This is a genomic window from Arthrobacter sp. B0427-1-12, from assembly GCF_059092905.1.
In genome coordinates this window covers 104,793-121,626 of sequence record NZ_JBNHIC010000006.1, presented here as the reverse complement: position 1 = coordinate 121,626, position 16,834 = coordinate 104,793, and the positions used below count along the sequence as shown (strand labels likewise).

Annotated in this window: 19 protein-coding genes and 2 pseudogenes; 11 read left to right on the top strand and 10 right to left on the bottom strand. The window is 68.3% G+C overall.

Going from position 1 to position 16,834, the window contains the following annotated elements:
* The 4 genes from AC5RWU_RS06740 to AC5RWU_RS06725 form a co-directional block, all read right to left on the bottom strand.
* Entirely contained in the window at nucleotides 1–837 is an 837-nt protein-coding gene (locus AC5RWU_RS06740) for an FAD binding domain-containing protein (RefSeq protein ID WP_494031764.1), read from the bottom strand.
* Nucleotides 838–848: 11 nt separating this feature from the next.
* The gene (locus AC5RWU_RS06735) at nucleotides 849–2,048 is read right to left on the bottom strand and encodes an XdhC family protein (RefSeq protein WP_494031765.1); all 1,200 of its coding nucleotides are present in this window, start codon (nucleotides 2,046–2,048) and stop codon (nucleotides 849–851) included.
* 12 nt (nucleotides 2,049–2,060) lie between these two features.
* The gene (locus AC5RWU_RS06730) at nucleotides 2,061–2,546 is read right to left on the bottom strand and encodes a nucleoside deaminase (RefSeq protein WP_494031766.1); all 486 of its coding nucleotides are present in this window, start codon (nucleotides 2,544–2,546) and stop codon (nucleotides 2,061–2,063) included.
* A 262-nt stretch (nucleotides 2,547–2,808) separates the two neighbouring features.
* Nucleotides 2,809–3,741, bottom strand: coding sequence for an endonuclease/exonuclease/phosphatase family protein (locus tag AC5RWU_RS06725; protein WP_494031767.1), 933 nt, complete (start codon nucleotides 3,739–3,741; stop codon nucleotides 2,809–2,811).
* 214 nt (nucleotides 3,742–3,955) lie between these two features.
* Between AC5RWU_RS06725 and AC5RWU_RS06720 the strand changes: the two genes are divergently transcribed.
* The 8 genes from AC5RWU_RS06720 to AC5RWU_RS06685 all read left to right on the top strand — a co-directional run bounded on the left by AC5RWU_RS06720 (nucleotide 3,956) and on the right by AC5RWU_RS06685 (nucleotide 9,597).
* Nucleotides 3,956–4,144, top strand: a complete 189-nt coding sequence (locus AC5RWU_RS06720; RefSeq protein WP_494031812.1) for a hypothetical protein — start codon at nucleotides 3,956–3,958, stop codon at nucleotides 4,142–4,144.
* Nucleotides 4,145–4,273: 129 nt separating this feature from the next.
* Nucleotides 4,274–4,768, top strand: coding sequence for a methylated-DNA--[protein]-cysteine S-methyltransferase (locus tag AC5RWU_RS06715; RefSeq protein ID WP_494031768.1), 495 nt, complete (start codon nucleotides 4,274–4,276; stop codon nucleotides 4,766–4,768).
* A 47-nt stretch (nucleotides 4,769–4,815) separates the two neighbouring features.
* The gene (locus tag AC5RWU_RS06710; RefSeq protein ID WP_494031769.1) at nucleotides 4,816–5,301 is read left to right on the top strand and encodes an RNA polymerase sigma factor; all 486 of its coding nucleotides are present in this window, start codon (nucleotides 4,816–4,818) and stop codon (nucleotides 5,299–5,301) included.
* Nucleotides 5,298–5,912 (top strand): methylated-DNA--[protein]-cysteine S-methyltransferase, encoded by a 615-nt coding sequence (locus AC5RWU_RS06705; protein ID WP_494031813.1) that lies wholly within the window; start codon nucleotides 5,298–5,300, stop codon nucleotides 5,910–5,912. The genes AC5RWU_RS06710 and AC5RWU_RS06705 overlap by 4 nt, the downstream gene beginning before the upstream one ends.
* Nucleotides 5,909–6,565, top strand: coding sequence for an alpha-ketoglutarate-dependent dioxygenase AlkB family protein (locus AC5RWU_RS06700; protein ID WP_494031770.1), 657 nt, complete (start codon nucleotides 5,909–5,911; stop codon nucleotides 6,563–6,565). The genes AC5RWU_RS06705 and AC5RWU_RS06700 overlap by 4 nt, the downstream gene beginning before the upstream one ends.
* A gap of 9 nt (nucleotides 6,566–6,574) precedes the next feature.
* Entirely contained in the window at nucleotides 6,575–7,519 is a 945-nt protein-coding gene (locus tag AC5RWU_RS06695; protein ID WP_494031771.1) for a DNA-3-methyladenine glycosylase 2, read from the top strand.
* A 229-nt stretch (nucleotides 7,520–7,748) separates the two neighbouring features.
* Complete coding sequence (locus tag AC5RWU_RS06690; RefSeq protein ID WP_494031772.1) at nucleotides 7,749–8,174, top strand: MarR family winged helix-turn-helix transcriptional regulator; 426 nt, start codon at nucleotides 7,749–7,751, stop codon at nucleotides 8,172–8,174.
* On the top strand, nucleotides 8,167–9,597 hold the full coding sequence (locus tag AC5RWU_RS06685) for an MFS transporter (RefSeq protein WP_494031773.1): 1,431 nt from the start codon (nucleotides 8,167–8,169) through the stop codon (nucleotides 9,595–9,597). The genes AC5RWU_RS06690 and AC5RWU_RS06685 overlap by 8 nt, the downstream gene beginning before the upstream one ends.
* Nucleotides 9,598–9,609: 12 nt before the next feature.
* Here the strand turns inward: AC5RWU_RS06685 and AC5RWU_RS06680 are convergent, their stop codons facing one another.
* The 4 genes from AC5RWU_RS06680 to AC5RWU_RS06665 form a co-directional block, all read right to left on the bottom strand.
* Nucleotides 9,610–10,719 (bottom strand): CapA family protein, encoded by a 1,110-nt coding sequence (locus AC5RWU_RS06680; protein ID WP_494031774.1) that lies wholly within the window; start codon nucleotides 10,717–10,719, stop codon nucleotides 9,610–9,612.
* Between the two features lie 69 nt (nucleotides 10,720–10,788).
* Nucleotides 10,789–11,580, bottom strand: a complete 792-nt coding sequence (locus AC5RWU_RS06675) for an FAD-binding protein (protein WP_494031814.1) — start codon at nucleotides 11,578–11,580, stop codon at nucleotides 10,789–10,791.
* Nucleotides 11,581–11,583: 3 nt separating this feature from the next.
* Entirely contained in the window at nucleotides 11,584–11,784 is a 201-nt protein-coding gene (locus tag AC5RWU_RS06670) for a hypothetical protein (RefSeq protein ID WP_494031775.1), read from the bottom strand.
* Nucleotides 11,781–12,866, bottom strand: a complete 1,086-nt coding sequence (locus AC5RWU_RS06665) for a Gfo/Idh/MocA family protein (RefSeq protein ID WP_494031776.1) — start codon at nucleotides 12,864–12,866, stop codon at nucleotides 11,781–11,783. The genes AC5RWU_RS06670 and AC5RWU_RS06665 overlap by 4 nt, the downstream gene beginning before the upstream one ends.
* On the opposite strand from AC5RWU_RS06665, the pseudogene AC5RWU_RS06660 reads away from it, so the two are divergent.
* From AC5RWU_RS06660 to AC5RWU_RS06650, 3 genes and pseudogenes are all read left to right on the top strand, one after another.
* Nucleotides 12,814–13,146, top strand: a pseudogene (locus tag AC5RWU_RS06660) (LacI family DNA-binding transcriptional regulator); the annotation flags it as partial. The gene AC5RWU_RS06665 and the pseudogene AC5RWU_RS06660 overlap by 53 nt on opposite strands.
* Nucleotides 13,147–13,234: 88 nt before the next feature.
* Nucleotides 13,235–13,810: pseudogene (locus tag AC5RWU_RS06655) on the top strand (substrate-binding domain-containing protein); the annotation flags it as partial.
* Nucleotides 13,811–14,010: 200 nt separating this feature from the next.
* Entirely contained in the window at nucleotides 14,011–14,460 is a 450-nt protein-coding gene (locus AC5RWU_RS06650) for a CoA-binding protein (RefSeq protein ID WP_494031777.1), read from the top strand.
* A 19-nt stretch (nucleotides 14,461–14,479) separates the two neighbouring features.
* Here AC5RWU_RS06650 and AC5RWU_RS06645 read toward each other — a convergent pair whose 3' ends face one another.
* Complete coding sequence (locus AC5RWU_RS06645; RefSeq protein WP_494031778.1) at nucleotides 14,480–15,400, bottom strand: AEC family transporter; 921 nt, start codon at nucleotides 15,398–15,400, stop codon at nucleotides 14,480–14,482.
* 102 nt (nucleotides 15,401–15,502) lie between these two features.
* Nucleotides 15,503–16,831, bottom strand: a complete 1,329-nt coding sequence (locus AC5RWU_RS06640) for an enolase C-terminal domain-like protein (RefSeq protein WP_494031779.1) — start codon at nucleotides 16,829–16,831, stop codon at nucleotides 15,503–15,505.
* Between the last annotated feature and the right edge of the window lie 3 nt (nucleotides 16,832–16,834).

The following is a 16,834-nucleotide window of genomic DNA, read 5'->3' as shown; positions in this document are numbered from 1 at the left end:
TCAGGTGCTCCTTTCCATCAGCAGTTCGGCGCGGATTTCCTCGGCCAGGCGGTAGGTCATGTCCCGGCGCCATTCGGGCAGGCCGTGGATGTCGTCGTGGTACAGCCCGGGCGGGATGGCCGTGTCCAGGGCCGCCGCCAGGTCCCGGCGGCCGGGCCAGCCGGCGGCGCTGAAGCGCAGCTGGACCGGGCGCTTGGTGGACGCGGTGACGGTCAGCACCAGGGTGCCGTCCAGATCCATCCGGCCAATCAGCAGGACGCCCGAGCGTCCCAGGTTGCTCAGCGAGAGCCGGCGGAAGGCGGTGCGGGCGGCCAGGGCATGCGCCGGCAGGTGGATGCTGCGCAGTAGCTCGCCCGGTGCCAGGGCGTTGGTGCCGTCGCCGGTGACCAAGTCCGCCACCGGCAGTTTCCGGCGGGAGCCGTCCGGGGACAGGATGAGGGCCATGCTGTCCAGGCCGGCGCACAGCGAGGTCATGGGGCCGGCAGGCAGTGAGGTGCAAATGTTCCCGCCGACGGTGGACATGTTCCAGACCTTGAAGGAAGCCACGAACGCGTCACAGCAGGGCCGGACGAGCTCCAAAGCCGGCCAGCGGTCAGCCAAACCGGGGGTTTCCGGCAGCTGGTAGAGCGTGGCGATTGTGCACGTTGCGGCCAGCTCGATGCTGTCCTCGGTGACCGTGGCCGGATCCCAGTCCGTCCGGCCCAGGTCCAGCAGGCGGCGCAGAGTGGTGCTGCCGTAGGAGAAGAGCACGGTGCCGCCGGCCAGCCACGCATCTCCGGGACGCCACTCTCCGGGGTCTGCCGTGGGGACCACGGCTTTGATCGTGTTCAGATCCATGCCGGGCCTCCTCAGCGCGTCAGGGCCAGGTCCCCGGCGGCAGCACCAGTATGGATCGGCCCGCTGCACGCCGACAGCGGCAGTCCGGTAGCGGCGGGATTGCGCGCCGCGATGATCTGCGCGGTGATGGACACCGCCACCTCCGCCGGAGTGACCGCCTGCAGATCCAAGCCGATCGGCGAATGCAGCCGGGACAGCACAGAGGGTTCGACGCCGGCGGCCAGCAGCTGCTCGATCCGCTGCGTCGCGCTGCGCTGGGAGCCCATGGCGCCCAGGAAGGCCAGGTCGAGTCCGAGTGCGGTCTGCAGCAGCGGAATGTCGAACTTCGGTTCGTGGGTCAGGACGCACACCACGGTGCGCCTGTCGATCCGGCCGGCCGCCGCCTCGGCGGCCAGGTAACGGTGCGGCCAGGCCACGGCCACCTCGTCCGCGGTGCGGAAGCGCGCCTGCCGGGCGAAGACCGGACGCGCATCGCACAGCGTCACGGAGTAGCCCAGCAGCTTGGCCGCCGGCAGCAGGGCCTCACTGAAGTCGTTGGCGCCGAACACCAGCAGCCGCGGTGCGGGCAGCCGGGTTTCCACCAGCAGGGTGGGCGGCTCGCCGCCGCACTGCTCCTCGCCGGAGGCCAGGCGCAGCAGTCCGGTGCGGCCGCCGGGGAGCATTGTGGCCAGCTGGGCGGCGGCGGAGCGGGCGGCGCCGGCCGAGCCGGTCAGCTCCTCCAGCTGGGCCAGGTAGTCCGCGGGGCGGAACCGCTGCGGGGCCGGCACCAGGAAGGCACCGCTGCCGGCGTCGTCGACCGGCTGCCCCAGATCGATCCGCTGTACCAGCGCCAGCGGTTCCTGCGGGCCCGCCGCCGCAAGGCGGGCGAACAGCGTCCGCCGGCTGCCGCCGTCGTTCTCGGTGAGTACCGGGGTGAGGTGCACGTCCAGGTCCCCGCCGCAGGTGAGTCCGACGGCGAACGCATCCTCGCTGCTGTAGCCGAAGTGTTCGCGGCGTGGCCGGCGCTCCTCGAGAGCGTCCAGGGCGGAGGCCACCACGGCACCTTCCACGCAGCCGCCGGAGAGCGAGCCGAGGACGGCGCCGGAGGCCGAGACCAGCATGGAGGTGCCCACCGGCCTGGGCACCGATCCGCTGGCGCCGATCACCGTGGCGACCGCGAAGTCACCGGCCGTTTCCAGCCATCGGCCGAGTTCGGAACCAAGGTTCAGCATGGCGGGCCTGCCTCAGTAGCCGATCCTGGTCTCGAGCCGGTCCCAGAGGCGGAACGGCTGCAGGTACTCGATGCCCTGGTGTCCGTCCCGGACCACCGGCATCAGGGCCTTGTCCGAGGCGGCATCGAAGTAATCGTAGAAAACGGCGTCATCAAAACCGGCCCGGGCGGCGTCGTGGCGGTCCGCGGCGAAGACCACGCGGTCGATTCTGGCCCAGAGCGACGAAGCCAGGCACATAGGGCAGGGTTCGCAGCTGGAATAGAGGACACAACCGCTCAGATCGAAGGTTCCGAGTGAAGCGGCGGCATTGCGGATGGCCACGACCTCGGCGTGGGCCGTGGGGTCGTTGTTCGCGGTGACCCGGTTGACCCCTTCAAAAACCCGGCCGTCCGGGGCGACAACGATGGCGCCGAAGGGTCCGCCGGCGTTGCGGACGTTGTCTGAGGCGATTTTGACGGCCATGGCCAAATACTTGGTGGCGGCAACGGTGACAGTCATGGTGGCGGCTCCCTGTGATCGGGAAGCGGGCCATGCCGGGGATGCACAACAGCGCGGGCGGCGGTGACCTCAGCTTCGACGATTGCTGTTTAGGTTAGTAGCGCCCGGTAGATAGCTCCCGGTGTCCGGGAACCCGCCATTGGCAAAAAGAACTCTAGCAGTTTTTTGTGATGCAGGCCACAGTCCTGGAATGTTCTTACCGCGATGTGGAATAGGGGCGTCCGGTGCGGGCGGTATCAAGCCGCCCGCACCCGGGCTGCCGCTATGGTAGGCGGACCAGCGCCTGTACGGGCATGTGGTCACTGGGGTAGCGCCCCTCCAGCGTGAAGGTGTTGATCGCAGCCTTCAGGACCTGGATGTCCGGGCTGGTCACCACCCAGTCGATCCGGTTCGCCCCGACCACCGGTTCCTTGTAGTTGGGGAAGGTGCCGTACGCCGGCGTGACCTGCTGGTCCGCCACCGTCCAGGTGTCGTTGAACATGCCGCTGTCCACCAGGGTGGTATACGCCCCGGAGGCCTCCGCGTTGGAATTGAAATCGCCGGTCAGGATGGTGGGCAGCTTGGGACTGAAGCTGTTCATCAGGTCCACGATGGCCTGCGCGCTGAGGATCCGCGCGTTCTCCGACTGGTGGTCAAAGTGGGTGTTGACCAGGATCAGGTCCTTGCCGGTGCTGTTGTCCGTGAACCGGCCCCAGGTGACGATGCGGGTGACGTTGTTGCCCCAGGTGGCGGAACCGATCACGTCGGGGGTGTCGGATAGCCAGAACTGGTCCCATTCCTGCACCGTCAGCCGCTTGGAGTCGTAGTAGATCGCCGAGTATTCACCGCCGCTGCCGCCGTCGCGGCCGTAGCCGATCGACTTGTAGTGCTTTGGGAAGGCGGCTTCCACCGCGGCAAGCTGGTGGAACAGCGCTTCCTGGATACCGACGGCGGTCGGCTTCTCCTGCGCGAGGACGGCCTGCAGCGCCGCGATGCGCTCCGGCCAGTAGTCCGCCTCGCCCGGCAGCGTGCCGCTGCGGTCGTAGCGGATGTTGAAGGTCATGATGTGCAGGTTAGTCTGACCGGCGGCGCCGATCAGGGCATCGGCGCTGCCGGCCCAGGCGGGGGCGGCTCCGGCAGCCAGCGCGCCGGTCAGGGTCAGGGCTCCGGCGGCCGTGAGGATATTGCGGCGGGAGAGCGCTTCGTCGGGGGACATCGTTTACTCCTTGCAGTTGAGGGATGCCACCAACGCTGGCGCTGCCAGACGACCTGTTTCCGGCCGGCGCCTGAACGGCCGCAGGCATGTCCGTGAACTTGGACTGAACCGTTTCAGTCAGCGCGGCCGCTGTCCGGATGCCTTGCCAAGCCTGTTCATCGGTGCAACGGTTGAGGTACATCAAGGACTGGAGGTGCAGACCGTGGAAAAGATCATGATCGAACGCTGGTGGCCGCATCTGGAGATCCACGCCAAGGAATGGCTGCGCGAGAATCTTCGTGCCGAGCAGATTCCGGAGAAGGTGCAGACCAGGGTCGCCGAGGCGGGCGGTCCGGTTGAAGAGCCGATTCTGTCCGAGGGCGACTGGGAATTCATCGAAACCCAGTCCGAATTCGTGGACTGAGCGCGGTCTGAACACGTACGACGGCGGTCCGGGCCCAGGTGCCCGGGCCGCCTGTCTGTGTCCCGGCTAAGCGGCATCTCACGAATGTGGAGCCTCCACCGTTTACCTGATGACGGAATGGAGGAACCCATGCGGACCCACACACTGATTGATTCCCCGATCGGCAGGCTGACGCTCGTGGCCACCGACGGCAGACTCGAGTCGCTGTACCTGGAGGGATGCGGTCCGGCTGCGGACACAGCGGAACTGGGGGAGCGGCGGGACACCGGTTTCCGGGAAGCCGAGGAGCAGCTGGCCGAGTACTTTGCCGGGAACAGAACGGAATTTACGCTGCCCACCGCGGCACGGGGCACGCCGTTCCAGCAGAAGGTGTGGGCGGCCGTATTCCGGATTCCGTACGGGCAGACCCGTTCCTACAAGGAGATCGCGGCGGAGCTGGGATCCGCCGGTCCCCGGGCGGTGGGTGCAGCCAACGGACGGAATCCGCTGTGCATCCTCGTGCCGTGCCATCGCGTGGTCGGGTCCACCGGTGCGCTGACCGGCTATTCCGGCGGACTGGACCGCAAGCGGTTCCTGCTCGACTTCGAAGCCAGCCATGTGCAGGCCAAGCCGGCGCTCTTTTGACCGCGGGCTCACGAATCCGTCCCCGCGGGCGTTTACAGTATGTGGCTATGAAACCCTTCGAACAGATCGTCGCCGAGCACGGCGCCACGGTACTGCGTGTCTGCCGCGCAGTGCTTGGCCCCGTCGAGGCAGACGATGCCTGGTCGGAGACGTTCCTGGCCGCGATGCGCGCCTATCCGGATTTGCGGCCGGACAGCAATATCCAAGCCTGGCTGGTGACCATCGCGCACCGCAAGGCGCTGGACCAGCACCGGGCACGCGCCAGGCTGCCCGTGCCTGTGGAGGAGACACCGGACGGCCGGTCCGCGGAGGGCAACCCGGAGGACTGGGACGGCGAACTGTGGGAGGCGCTTAAGGCCCTCCCTGCCAAGCAACGCGCGGCCGTCGCCTACCACCATCTGGCCGGCCTCCCATATGCCGAGGTGGCCGCAATCCTGGGCAACAGCGAAGCGGCAGCCCGCCGGGCCGCGGCCGATGGCATCAAGACTTTACGCATCACCTACGGGGAAGGAGCAGCCCGGTGTACACAGTGAATGAGGCCTGGGAGGACGAAGCCGTCCTGTCCGGGCTTTCGGTCGGCGAAGCCGCGCTGGCACGGCTGCACAGCCGGCTGGCCAGGGAAGCGGCTGCCGTGGGCATCCTGGACATTGCCTACAGCACGGTGGATACGCCCGTCGGCCCGCTGCTGCTGGCGGCCACCGAGCAGGGGCTGGTCCGGGTTGCCTTCGAACGGGAAGGGCATGAGGCCGTGCTGGAATCCCTGGCGGAGAGCATTAGCCCGCGCATCCTGCGGGCCCCCGCCCGGCTGGATACCGTGGCCCGCGAGATCGATGAGTATTTCGCCGGCACCCGCAGCAGGTTCGATCTGCCGCTGGACTTCCGCCTGGCCCATGGTTTCCGGCGGGAGGTGCTGTCCCACCTGCCGGAGATCGGCTACGGACAAACCGCCAGCTATGCCCAAGTTGCGGCCGCCGCAGGCAGCCCCCGCGCCGTGCGCGCAGTGGGCACGGCCTGCGCCAGGAACCCGCTGCCCGTCGTCGTCCCCTGCCACCGCGTCGTCCGCTCGGACGGGTCCGCCGGCGGCTACCTCGGCGGCCCGGAAGCGAAGCGGGTCCTGCTGAAGCTGGAACGGGCACAGGCATGAACATGTTGATTCCCCGGGAACGAAGCAGTCCCGCCCCGGGAGCGGTGCATGTTCCGGACTGGCTGGCCATTGAAGAACAGCAGCGGATCGTGGAGGCCTGCCGGCAGTGGGCGTCCGGACCCGTGCCGATGCGCGCGGCAACGCTGCCCGGCGGACACGGGATGTCCGTGAAGACGGTCTGCCTGGGCTGGCACTGGCAGCCCTACAAGTACACGCGGACAGCGGACGACGTCAACGGCGTCCGCGTGGCCGGGTTCCCGCAGTGGCTGGTGGACATGGGCCGCCGCGCACTGGCGGAGGCGTACCTGGATCCCGCCGCCGGGGACGGCTATACGCCGGATACGGCACTGATCAACTTCTATGACGGCGACGCCCGCATGGGCATGCACCAGGACAAGGATGAGAAGTTCAGCGCGCCGATCGTCTCCCTCAGCTTCGGGGACACGTGCATCTTCCGCTTCGGGAACACTGAAAACCGGAACAAGCCCTACACCGATATCGAACTGGCCTCCGGGGACCTGTTCGTCTTCGGTGGGCCCTCCCGGTTTGCCTACCATGGGGTGACCAGGACCCTGCCCGGAACCGGAGATCCGGCCATCGGCCTGCCGAAGGGCAGGTTGAACATCACCCTGCGCGTGACCGGCATGGGCTGAGGAGCAGCGTTGGGTTCAGAGAGCGCCGTTGGCTCGGATCATGAAGGCCCAAACCATGACGGCGGGGCGTGCGGGAATTCCCAGCGCATCGGCTGGCAGGGACGCCTGCGGTATGCCGAGCCGCTGGCCCGCGGGCCGTTGCTCAATGCGCTGGCGGCGCACGCCGTCCCGGGCCTGGAAGTGTCCTACCCTGCCGCCAGGAAGCACACCCGCATCATCAAGGCACCGGGGGGCCCGGCGCTGGCCGCGGTTTCCTTCGGCGAACCGGGCTTCCTGGACGTCTGGCTGTCACTGGCACAGCCCGAGGACGCCGTTCCGGTGACCGCGGCGATCCGGCGGTGGCTGGACCTGGATGCGGACCCCGTCGTGGTCGACGCGGCACTGGGCCAATCCCCACTGCTCCGCCCCTTCGTCCAGGCCAGGCCCGGGCTGCGCGTCCTCGGCAGCGTGGACGGGTTCGAGACGGCGGCCATGACCGTCCTCGGACAACAGGTATCTCTGGCCGCCGCGCGCACCTTCGGCGGGCGGCTGGTCAGCCGGTTCGGCCGGCCCGGGCCGGACGGATTCACTGCGTTTCCCGAACCGGAAGCGCTCGCCGCTTCCACTCCGGCGCAGCTCCAGGCCACGGTCGGCCTCACCCATGCCCGCTCGCAGACCCTGCATGCCCTCAGCGCAGCGGCAGCTGACGGTCTGCGGCTGGATCCGGAAGTCGACCCGGAACAGGTGCGGCGAGCGCTGCTGGCGCTGCCCGGCATCGGCCCCTGGACCGCCGACTATCTGGCCGTCCGCGTCCTACGCGACCCGGACGCGTACCCGGCGGAGGACCTGGTTCTCAAGCGGGCGCTGGGCGTGAAGACCGGACGGCAGGCGGCTGCCTTGTCCGAACCGTGGCGGCCCTGGCGCGCCTACGCCCTGACTCACCTGTGGACCAGCAATGTCTTCGGAGTCTATTGATCCTGTAGATGCCGGGCCGCAACTGCCCAATCGCTCCGGTCGCGCCGTCGGGAGGGCTGAATGTGATCGCGCCGCCATAGGGGATGGTCCTGTTGGGAACGGGCTTGAAGCGTTGCGTGAAGCACGGACCAGATCCTGGAAGTTCTCATGAGAGTCATGTCCGCACGACGTCAGTAGTGCGGTTCAAGATACACAAGCAACTTGATCAAGTCGGTTGTATAGTTGGGGGATGGCCGACGAGATGATGACGCGCTCTTTCATCGAGACGCTGCACCCGGTGCTGAGGCGCTTAAATGCGGAACGGACGCTCTCCCCGGGCAAGGTGGGCGTGCTCAGCCATTTGGCGGAACATGGGCGCGCGACTACATCGGAACTGGCCGCCGCAGGACAGGTCAGCCCCCAAGGCATTTCGCTCGCCGCCCGTGAACTTGAACGACTGCAGTTCGTCGTGCGGGTCCCTGACCCCGAGGATCGTCGCCGGATCTGGATCGAGCTCACCGAGGCGGGGCGGCAGAAGCTGGCCCGGGAGTTATCGGCCGGTCATGGCTGGCTTGATCAGGCAATTGCGGAGCGGCTGACGCCGGAGGAGCGGAAGACCCTCGAAGCGGTCATTCCCGTCCTCCGGAAGCTTGGATCCGAGGCCTCCGATGGCTGAACAGGCGGCCCGCTCGCGCTTGATGCCGGTCCTGGTCTACGCGGCGCTCTCCACGGCGGTCGTGAGCTCGCTGGGCATGCTGTTGGTGCCCACCATCTCCCGCGAGATGCACGTTTCGGTCAGTACGGCGCAGTGGATGCTGACCATTAACCTCCTGGTCGGCGCGATCGCGACTCCAGCTATGGGCCGGCTCAGCGACGGACCGCACAAGAAGCGGCTCCTCTTGGCGGCACTGTTGATCATCCTTGCCGGGTCCGTCCTTGCCGCAGTGGCACCCAACTTCACGGTGTTCCTGATCGGACGGGCGCTTCAGGGCCTGACCTACGGGATCGTTCCAGTGACGATCGCCCTCGCCCGCCGCTACATCGCTGCCGAAAAGGTACAGGTCTCCATCTCGAGCCTGTCGGTGACGGTGGCAACCGGGTTGGGGATCGGCTATCCGCTGACCGGCGTCATCGCGGGACTCTTCGACTTTCGGTTCGCGTTCTGGTTTGCCGCATTGTTCGTGACCACGGCCATTATTGTGGTCTATCGCGGTGTGCCGGCGGGACCTGACGAGCAGGCCGCACGGGTGCCATTCGATTACACGGGGGCGGGTCTGCTCGGTCTCGGTCTGGGCGCGCTGCTCCTGGGCGTCAGTGAAGGGCCGAACTGGGGGTGGAGCTCACCGTGGACCATCGGCGCCTTCATCTTCGCGGCAGTCGTCCTGACGGCGTGGGTCAGGACGGGACTGCGGATGAGGCATCCGCTGATTAACCTTCGGGTCCTCCGGAACGGGGAAGTGCTGCTGGCCAACGGCACGGCCGTGGGGTTGGGCGCTGCGATGTACATCGGTCTTTCGATTTCCAGCCTCGTCGCCCAGGCCCCGGCCTCCACCGGCTACGGCATCGCACTGCCCGTGTTCTGGGCCGGTTTCGTGATGTTCCCGCTCTCGGTGGGCAGCTTCAGCGCGAACCGTCTCGTGCGCCGGCTATCACACCGAATCCGACTGACGACGCTGCTGCCGATCGGCGCCGGCATCATGACGGCAGCCGGAATGCTGCTCTGGTTTGCCCACACCGAGCTCTGGGAGATCCTGATCGGGATGCTGGTGTTCGGCCTGGGAATGGGGGCCAGTTATGCCGCCATGCCGGCGCTGATCGCCCGCAGCGTGGCCATCCAGGAGTTGGGCAGTTCCGTGAGTTTCAATCAGGTCCTTCGCACTGTAGGCAGCTCCTTCGGTACAGCGGTCTCGGGTGCGGTGCTCGCGGCGAACATGGCGCCGGATCTGCACTCAACCGGGGCCGGAATCAGTTCGACGTTCGCGATCGGAGCGCTCCTGTGCGCGGCGGTGTTCGTTGCCCTGCTGATCCACACCCTGATGACGCGTGCTCACCGGGAAACCGACCGGCGACCTGACGCCTGGGTAGGCGGAGCGCGGTAGCTGGCCGGATGACTATGCCAACCGGACAGCCATGCCGCCGTCGTCAACGGCATCCAAACGGGTTCCGAAGGGACGGCTGACCTCGTTCAGGACGTTGCGCAGCCACTCGACGTCGGAACCGGCGGCCCGCTGCAGCCGCAGCCGCCGGGCCTGCAGCGGCACCATCCGCAATTCCTTCAGGGCATGGGTGCGCGAGTCGATGGTGACGAAGTACAGCAGCCGCAGATCGTCGCGGAACTCCTCGTAGCCCCGGATCCCCTCGTAGTCATTGATCAGGTCGCCGCAGCCGTACAGCACGGGCCTGCCGCCATAGACCTCGATCGGGCGCGGGTGGTGCGAGGAATGGCCGTAGACGATGTCGACGCCGCCGTCGATGAGCTGGTGCGCGAACCGGATATGTCTGTCCGGCACCTCATACCCCCAGTTCGACCCCCAGTGAATGGACACCACCACCAGGTCGCCGGCCTGCCGCGCCGACTGCACCCGCCCGGTGACCTGGCCGGCGCTGGCCGCGGACAGATCGGGGAGGAACGCCAGCCCGGGCCGGTCCCGCGTGCCAGCGTTGTCGGCCATGACGCCGCTCGACTCCAGCCCCACGGACCAGAGCTGCACCCGGCCAGTGGCGGCACCGAGCACTGCGGGCTCCCAAGCCTGCTCCGCATTCCTGCCGGCCCCCGCGGTGACGATCCCGGCCCCGCTGAGCGTATCGAGGGTTTCCTCGAGCCCGCGGATCCCGAAGTCCAGGACGTGGTTGTTCGCCAGGGCGCAGGCATCGATCCCGGCCGCGGTCAGGCAGCCGATGTTGTCCGGATGCATCCGGTAGTGGATGCCCTTGCCGGAGGCATAGTCGCTGCTGCGGGTCACGCTGGTTTCCAGATTGATCACGCGGACGTCCGGCGCGACGGCGTCGAGGATCCCCAGCGCGTCGCCCCACGGCCAGTCGAGGTCCACCGGCGCCGGAATCGGCCCGTTGACTCCCTCTGCCAGCGCAACGTAGTCCCGGGCGTCGCGGACGTACGGCTCCCGCAGCCGTGGTGCGCTGGCAGTGGGCAGGATCTGGTCCACTCCCCGCCCGGTCATCACGTCGCCGGCCAGGAACAGTGTGATTGTGCCGGACTCCATGTGAATCACCTGCCCGGATCCGCCTGCCTGCCTGCAACCCACTGTAGCGCCGGGACGGACCGCGGGGACCTACGCGGACACGGGAGCCACAGTGCCGTCGTCCTCGTACTCCACAGCGCCGGCCAAGTCGCGGCCGGCGATGTAGCCGAAGGTCAGGGCCGGGCCCAGGTTGATGCCGCCGACGGGGTAGTGGCCGCCCATGATGCTGGCGCGGCCGTCGGCCTCCAGTCCGGCGAAGGTGCCGAAGCTGCCCGGAACCACCCTGACCGCGTAGAACGGACCCTTCTCGATCGGGGCCAGGGACGGGTTCGGACCGATCTTCGGGTCCCCGCCGTAGCGGTTGAACCCGGTCTCGCCGCGCCCGAACTCCGGGTCCACGCCCTGCCGTGCGTTCTCATTGAAGCAGGCCACCGTCTCCTTCAGACCCTCCGGATCGATGCCGCACTTGGCCGCCAGCTCCTCCAACGTCCTGCCCTTCTGCAGGTAGCCGGAGCGAAGGTACGGGAACAGCGGCACCGGGAACGGCTTGGCCATGCCCAGCGGATACTTGCGCACATAGGTGTGATCCGCGATTTGCCAGGACTGGACCGGCTCGCCCTCGGGAACGGACTTGATCATCGCGTCCACGTAGTCGTAGTAGCCGTTGGCCTCGTTGACAAAGCGCCTGCCGTTGGCCAGCACGCCGATGGAGCCGGGCTTGGCACGGTCCATGATGTGCGGGAAGGTGCCCACGCGTCCGCTGCGGTACGGCACCAGGGAGACCGGGCACCAGGCCGCGGCGGAGGCCAGGTCCGTCGTGAACCGGGCACCGACGGACTGGCCCAGGTTGATGCCGTCGCCGTCGGTTTCCTTCGGTGCCAGGGTCTAGTGCTCCCGGCCCGTGGGGGTCTTCGGGCACAGTTCGCGGCGGCGTTCGACGTCGTTCGGGAAACCGCCGGCGGCCAACACCACGCCGCGGGCGGCGTTGATGGCCAGCTCGCCTTCGGGGGGAATATACGACGGCTTCAGCCGCAGGATCTCCACGTCTAGGACCGTGAGGGCCGCGAGGGAAACGGGGCGGGTCATGCGGCACTCCTGGCCAGGATATCGGCGATTCCGACGGCGCCGCCGGTCTCCGAAGCACGCTGGGCGGCTTCGATCAGCGCGAGGGTGCGGCCGGCGTCGTCCAGCGTCACCAGCGGCTGCTCCGCACCGCGGGCGACGGCGGCAAAGTGCCGCAGCTGGTTGGTGTAGGAATCGCCGGGGTTCCGCGGTTCATAGCTGACGCTCAGCGGATGGTTCCAGTCCGCGCTGCCGGCCTCGCGGTGCGTGCCGGCGTGGCGGTAGTGGGCCAGTTGCGGGAAGGACAGCGAGCCTTCGGTGCCGGCGATCGAGTAGCAGTTGGTCCCCGGGAAATAGGGGAACGTCGGATCGTCCTCGGTGGCCTGGTCCCAGCTCCACGGTGAGACCGCGGCATCGGATACGACGAACGAACCCAGCGCGCCGCCGTCGAACTCCAGGACCAGGCTGGCGGTGTCCTCCACCTCGAAGCCGCGCACCCTGTTGCTGACCCGGGCCTGGACCGAGGTGATCTCGCCGCAGATGAAGCGCAGCAGATCCAGGTCGTGGACCAGATTGACGAGCATAACGCCGGCCCCCTTGCGGCGGCGCCAGTCGGCGTCGAAATAGCTGTCTGCTTTCCGTGTCAGCCACATGCCGCTGACCGCGACCAGGCGGCCGAGGCCGCCGTCGGCAATGACCCGGCGGGCCGCGGCCACGGCCGGATGGTGGCGCCGGTGGTGGCCCACCAGGATCGGGGTGCTGTTCTGCTGCTGGGCGGCGGACAGTTCTCGGACCTCGGCCAGGGACGTGGCGACGGGCTTCTCCAGCAGGGCCGGGACGCCGGCGTTGAGGCAGTCGACGGCGGTGGCCACGTGGGCGGCGTTGGGATTGGCAATGATGACCGCATCGACCAGGCCGCTGGCCAGCAGGTCGCGGTGGTCCGTGAAGTGCGGCACGCCGGAGGCCTGGGCCAGATCCTTGCTGAACGGATCCGCGACGGCAGTCAGCTCGGTGGCCGGTTCGGCGGCGACGAAGCCGGCATGCCGGCGGCCCATGAAGCCGGCGCCGATGATGCCGATGCGCAGGGGCGCGGGTGAGGGCTGCATGCGTGTTCCTTCTGTGACGGGGGTCGGGCGACGGCTCCACAGTGGCACGGCCCACACAGCGGCGGCAATAGAATTGCCAAATCGTGCCACAATGGGCGCCGGAGGTGCGCAGATGACTGAGGAAGCAGGCGGCCGGAGGCGAACCCTGCCGCGGCCGGTCCGGCTCTACGAGATCGCCCGGGAGGCCGGCGTCGCACCGTCCACCGTCTCCCGCGCGTTCTCCAATCCCGAACGGGTCAACTTCCAGACTGTGGAGCACATCCAGGCCATCGCCGCCATGGGCTACCGGCCGCATCCGCTGACCGAGACGGCCCCCGGGCCCCAGGCCCGGACTCTGGACCTGCTGGTGCAGGACATCGCCAACCCCGTATTATCTGGGACTGATCAAGGGCGCCGAACGGCAGGCAGGCGCCGCCGGCTACACCGTGGTCCTGCGGGATGCCGCGGGGGCCTCGGAACTGGAGCGCGCCCACATCAAGCGGCTGCGCGGGATCGTGGACGGGTTCATGATCGCCGCGCGCTGGCTGTCCGACGCGGAACTGCACCGCCAGCGGCCAGTGGTCCTGTTCAACCGCGAGGTGGAGGGGCTGTCCAGCGTCGTGACGGACTCGGCGGACGGCAGCGGGCAGATCGTGGAGCATCTGGCCTCTCTGGGGCCTGAGTCGATCCTGTATCTTTCCGGGCCGCGGGCATCATGGTCGGACGCGAAGCGCTGGCAGGCGCTGTCCGCGGCGTCGAAGGCGGCCGGCATCACGCTGGCGAAGGCCGGTCCCTTCCTGGCCACCGTGGCCCAGGGTGCGGCGACCGCCGTCGTCGCCTTTAACGACCAGCTCGTGATCGGCGTGCTGCGCCGCTTCCTCAACCGCGGCGTTCGGGTGCCGGCAGAGGTCAGCGTGGTGGCTATGACTACACCTTTGGCTCGGACTTCTGCGAGCCGCCGCTGACCACGCTGGCAGCGCCGGTGGAGCAGGCCGGCAAGGTGCTGGTGGACGTGCTGCCCACACAGTTGCGGGTGCGGGAGTCCACGGGCCGGGCGGGCGAGGCTGAGCCCGGCTGGGCTGAGGCGGAACGGTGGCCTGCGCGCGCTTGGAGGGCATAGGATCGCGTGGGTAAGGAACGTGATGGGCCCGACAAGGGAGGCAGTATGACGCCCAATAACAGCTCCGGCGGCAGGGTGGACTCGAAGGAGGATCTGCTCCGTATTTACCAGGACGCGAAGACCATCGCGGTGGTGGGTGCGTCCGCCAAGGAAGGCAAGCCCGCCAACGCCATTCCGCGGTACCTGCAGGACCAGGGCTACGAGATCATTCCGGTCAATCCCGGCGGTGGGGAGATCCTGGGCCGAAGCGCGGTCGCTTCGCTCGCCGGAATCGAGGGCGCGGTCGACGTGGTCGACGTCTTCCGGCCGCCTGCCGAGGCGGAGATCGTGGCCCGTGACGCGGTCGCCAGCGGCGCCAAGGTGCTGTGGTTCCAGCCCGGCACCCACACCGAGGAGGCCATCCGGCTAGCGGCCGACGCCGGCCTCAGCGTGGTCGCCGAGCGGTGCATGGGCGTCACCCACGGGGAGCTGGGGCTGGGGCCGGGCCCGGACTGAGCGCCGGTTCCAGTGGGTATCAGCTGAGCAGCCAGGCCGCGGCGACGAGCGCGGGGACGGCCATTATGGAGGAGAGCAGCACGACGTCGCGGGCCACGGCAATTCCGCGGCCGTAGCGGCTGGCGAAGAGGAACACGTTCTGGGCGGAGGGCAGCGCCGCCATGAGCACGGCGCCGAAGACCTGCTGGTCCTCGAGCCGGAACAGGAACCGGGCCACCAGATAGGTGAGCACCGGCATGACCGCGGATTTGAGGGCCGTTGCCGTGATGATTTCGGCCCGGCCCTGGCTGATTTTCAGCGGCCGGCTGCCGCGCAGGGACATCCCGAAGGCCATCAGCACCAGCGGGACGGCGGCGCCGCCCAGCAGCATGAGCGGCTCCCAGACAACGTCGGGCAGTTCGACGCCGGTCCACGCCACCAGCACGCCCAGGAAGGATGCGATGATCATGGGATTGCGGACCGGCTGGGTCAGGATGTTCTTCAATGACGGTTTCCGCCCGGAGGTCAGGTCCAGGATGGCCAGGTATGTCGGTGCCAGCAGCAGCAGCTGGACCAGCAGTACGGGCGCCACGGGCGTGGCGTTGCCCAGTGCATACAGGGCGATCGGGATGCCGATATTGTTGGCGTTCACATAGGAGCTGGCCATGGCGCCGACGGCGGTTTCTGCCGCCGGACGGCGGAACCAGACCAGGCTCAGCAGGACGTAGAGCAGGGCCGTGGCCACAGCCGAGACCAGCGCCACCGGCACGTAGGCGGAGAAGACCGCGGCCAGGTCCGCCTGGGCCAGCACGGTGAACAGCAGGGCCGGGTTGGTGATGAAGAAGGCCGTCTGGGTCAGCGCCTGCCCGGCCTGCGGTCCGCCGATCCGGAACCGGGCGGCGATGTAGCCGACCAGGATGACCGCACCGACGATGGCGAAGCCGACCAGTACACCGCCCAAAAGCCCTCCGGATGGAATCGAACCGCGTGGTATCGCGCGTGAAATGGAAGCGGGCTCCGGCCGCTTGCTCCAAGGGCAAGCGGCCGGAACCCGTGTGGCAACCTAGCGCACCAGTGCCGGCCGCTTCGGGTCGAACTGCCAGCCCGGAATCAGGTACTGCATGGCCAGGGCGTCGTCGCGGGCGCCCAGGCCATGCTGCAGGTACAGCCGGTGCGCGTCCTCGAGTGCCTGACGGTCCAGCTCGATGCCCAGGCCGGGGCGCTGCGGGACCTCGATGTAGCCGTCCTTGATCTGCAGCGGGTCCCGGGTCAGGCCCTGGCCGTCCTGCCAGATCCAGTGCGTGTCCAGGGCCGTGATCCGGCCCGGTGCCGCCGCGCCCACATGGGTGAACATGGCCAGCGAGATATCGAAATGGTTGTTGGAGTGGGAGCCCCAGGTCAGTCCGAAATCGCTGCACAGCTGGGCCACGCGCACGGAGCCCTGCATGGTCCAGAAGTGCGGGTCCGCCAGCGGAATGTCGACGGCGTTGGACCGGATGGCGTGGGCCATCTGGCGCCAGTCGGTGGCGATCATGTTGGTGGCGGTCGGCAGCCCGGTGACCCGGCGGAACTCGGCCATGGTTTCACGGCCGGAGTAGGTTCCCTCCGGACCGCACGGATCCTCGGCGTAGGCCAGGACATTGCGCAGCCCGCTGCACAGTTCGATCGCGTCCTTCAGCAGCCAGCCGCCGTTGGGATCCAAGGTGATGCGGGCCTCGGGGAACCGCTCGGCCAGGGCCGTGACGGCAGCAACCTCCTCCTTGCCCTGCAGGACGCCGCCCTTGAGCTTGAAGTCCTGGAAACCGTAGCGCTGCTGCGCGGCCTCGGCCAGGGCCACGATCGCCTCCGGCGTCATGGCCTCTTCGCGGCGCAGGCGCTCCCAGTCGTCGGCCGGATTCTCTTCGGCCAGGTAGGGCAGGTCCGTCTTCTTCCGGTCGCCGATATAGAAGAGGTAACCGAGCATCTGGACCCTGTCCCGCTGCTGCCCCTCGCCCAGCAGCTCCGCCACGGGCACTTCCAGGTGCTGGCCCGTCAGGTCCAGCAAGCAGGATTCCAGCGCGGTGACTGCATGGATGGTGGTGCGCAGGTCGAAGGTCTGCGCACCACGGCCGCCGGCGTCGCGGTCCGCGAACGTGGCCGCCACCTGGCGCAGCAGCTGCCGGAACCGGGCGATCGGCTGGCCCACCAGGAGTTCGCCGGCCTCCTCGATGGTGCTGCGGATGGCCTCGCCGCCGGGGACTTCACCCAGGCCGGTGTTGCCGTTGCTGTCGGTGACGATGGCGATGTTGCGGGTGAAGAACGGTGCATGCGCGCCGCTGAGGTTCAGCAGCATGCTGTCATGGCCGGCGACCGGAACGGCCTCGACCGAGACGATGGTGGGCTGGTTGCTCATGCG

Excerpts from the sequence above, each read along its gene's own strand:
- AC5RWU_RS06740 (WP_494031764.1), bottom strand. The coding sequence starts at position 837 with ATGGATCTGAACACGATCAAAGCCGTGGTCCCCACGGCAGACCCCGGA.
- AC5RWU_RS06735 (WP_494031765.1), bottom strand. The coding sequence starts at position 2,048 with ATGCTGAACCTTGGTTCCGAACTCGGCCGATGGCTGGAAACGGCCGGT.
- AC5RWU_RS06730 (WP_494031766.1), bottom strand. The coding sequence starts at position 2,546 with ATGACTGTCACCGTTGCCGCCACCAAGTATTTGGCCATGGCCGTCAAA.
- AC5RWU_RS06725 (WP_494031767.1), bottom strand. The coding sequence starts at position 3,741 with ATGTCCCCCGACGAAGCGCTCTCCCGCCGCAATATCCTCACGGCCGCC.
- AC5RWU_RS06720 (WP_494031812.1), top strand. The coding sequence starts at position 3,956 with ATGATCGAACGCTGGTGGCCGCATCTGGAGATCCACGCCAAGGAATGG.
- AC5RWU_RS06715 (WP_494031768.1), top strand. The coding sequence starts at position 4,274 with ATGCGGACCCACACACTGATTGATTCCCCGATCGGCAGGCTGACGCTC.
- AC5RWU_RS06710 (WP_494031769.1), top strand. The coding sequence starts at position 4,816 with ATGAAACCCTTCGAACAGATCGTCGCCGAGCACGGCGCCACGGTACTG.
- AC5RWU_RS06700 (WP_494031770.1), top strand. The coding sequence starts at position 5,909 with ATGAACATGTTGATTCCCCGGGAACGAAGCAGTCCCGCCCCGGGAGCG.
- AC5RWU_RS06690 (WP_494031772.1), top strand. The coding sequence starts at position 7,749 with ATGGCCGACGAGATGATGACGCGCTCTTTCATCGAGACGCTGCACCCG.
- AC5RWU_RS06685 (WP_494031773.1), top strand. The coding sequence starts at position 8,167 with ATGGCTGAACAGGCGGCCCGCTCGCGCTTGATGCCGGTCCTGGTCTAC.
- AC5RWU_RS06680 (WP_494031774.1), bottom strand. The coding sequence starts at position 10,719 with ATGGAGTCCGGCACAATCACACTGTTCCTGGCCGGCGACGTGATGACC.
- AC5RWU_RS06670 (WP_494031775.1), bottom strand. The coding sequence starts at position 11,784 with ATGACCCGCCCCGTTTCCCTCGCGGCCCTCACGGTCCTAGACGTGGAG.
- AC5RWU_RS06665 (WP_494031776.1), bottom strand. The coding sequence starts at position 12,866 with ATGCAGCCCTCACCCGCGCCCCTGCGCATCGGCATCATCGGCGCCGGC.
- AC5RWU_RS06650 (WP_494031777.1), top strand. The coding sequence starts at position 14,011 with ATGACGCCCAATAACAGCTCCGGCGGCAGGGTGGACTCGAAGGAGGAT.
- AC5RWU_RS06640 (WP_494031779.1), bottom strand. The coding sequence starts at position 16,831 with ATGAGCAACCAGCCCACCATCGTCTCGGTCGAGGCCGTTCCGGTCGCC.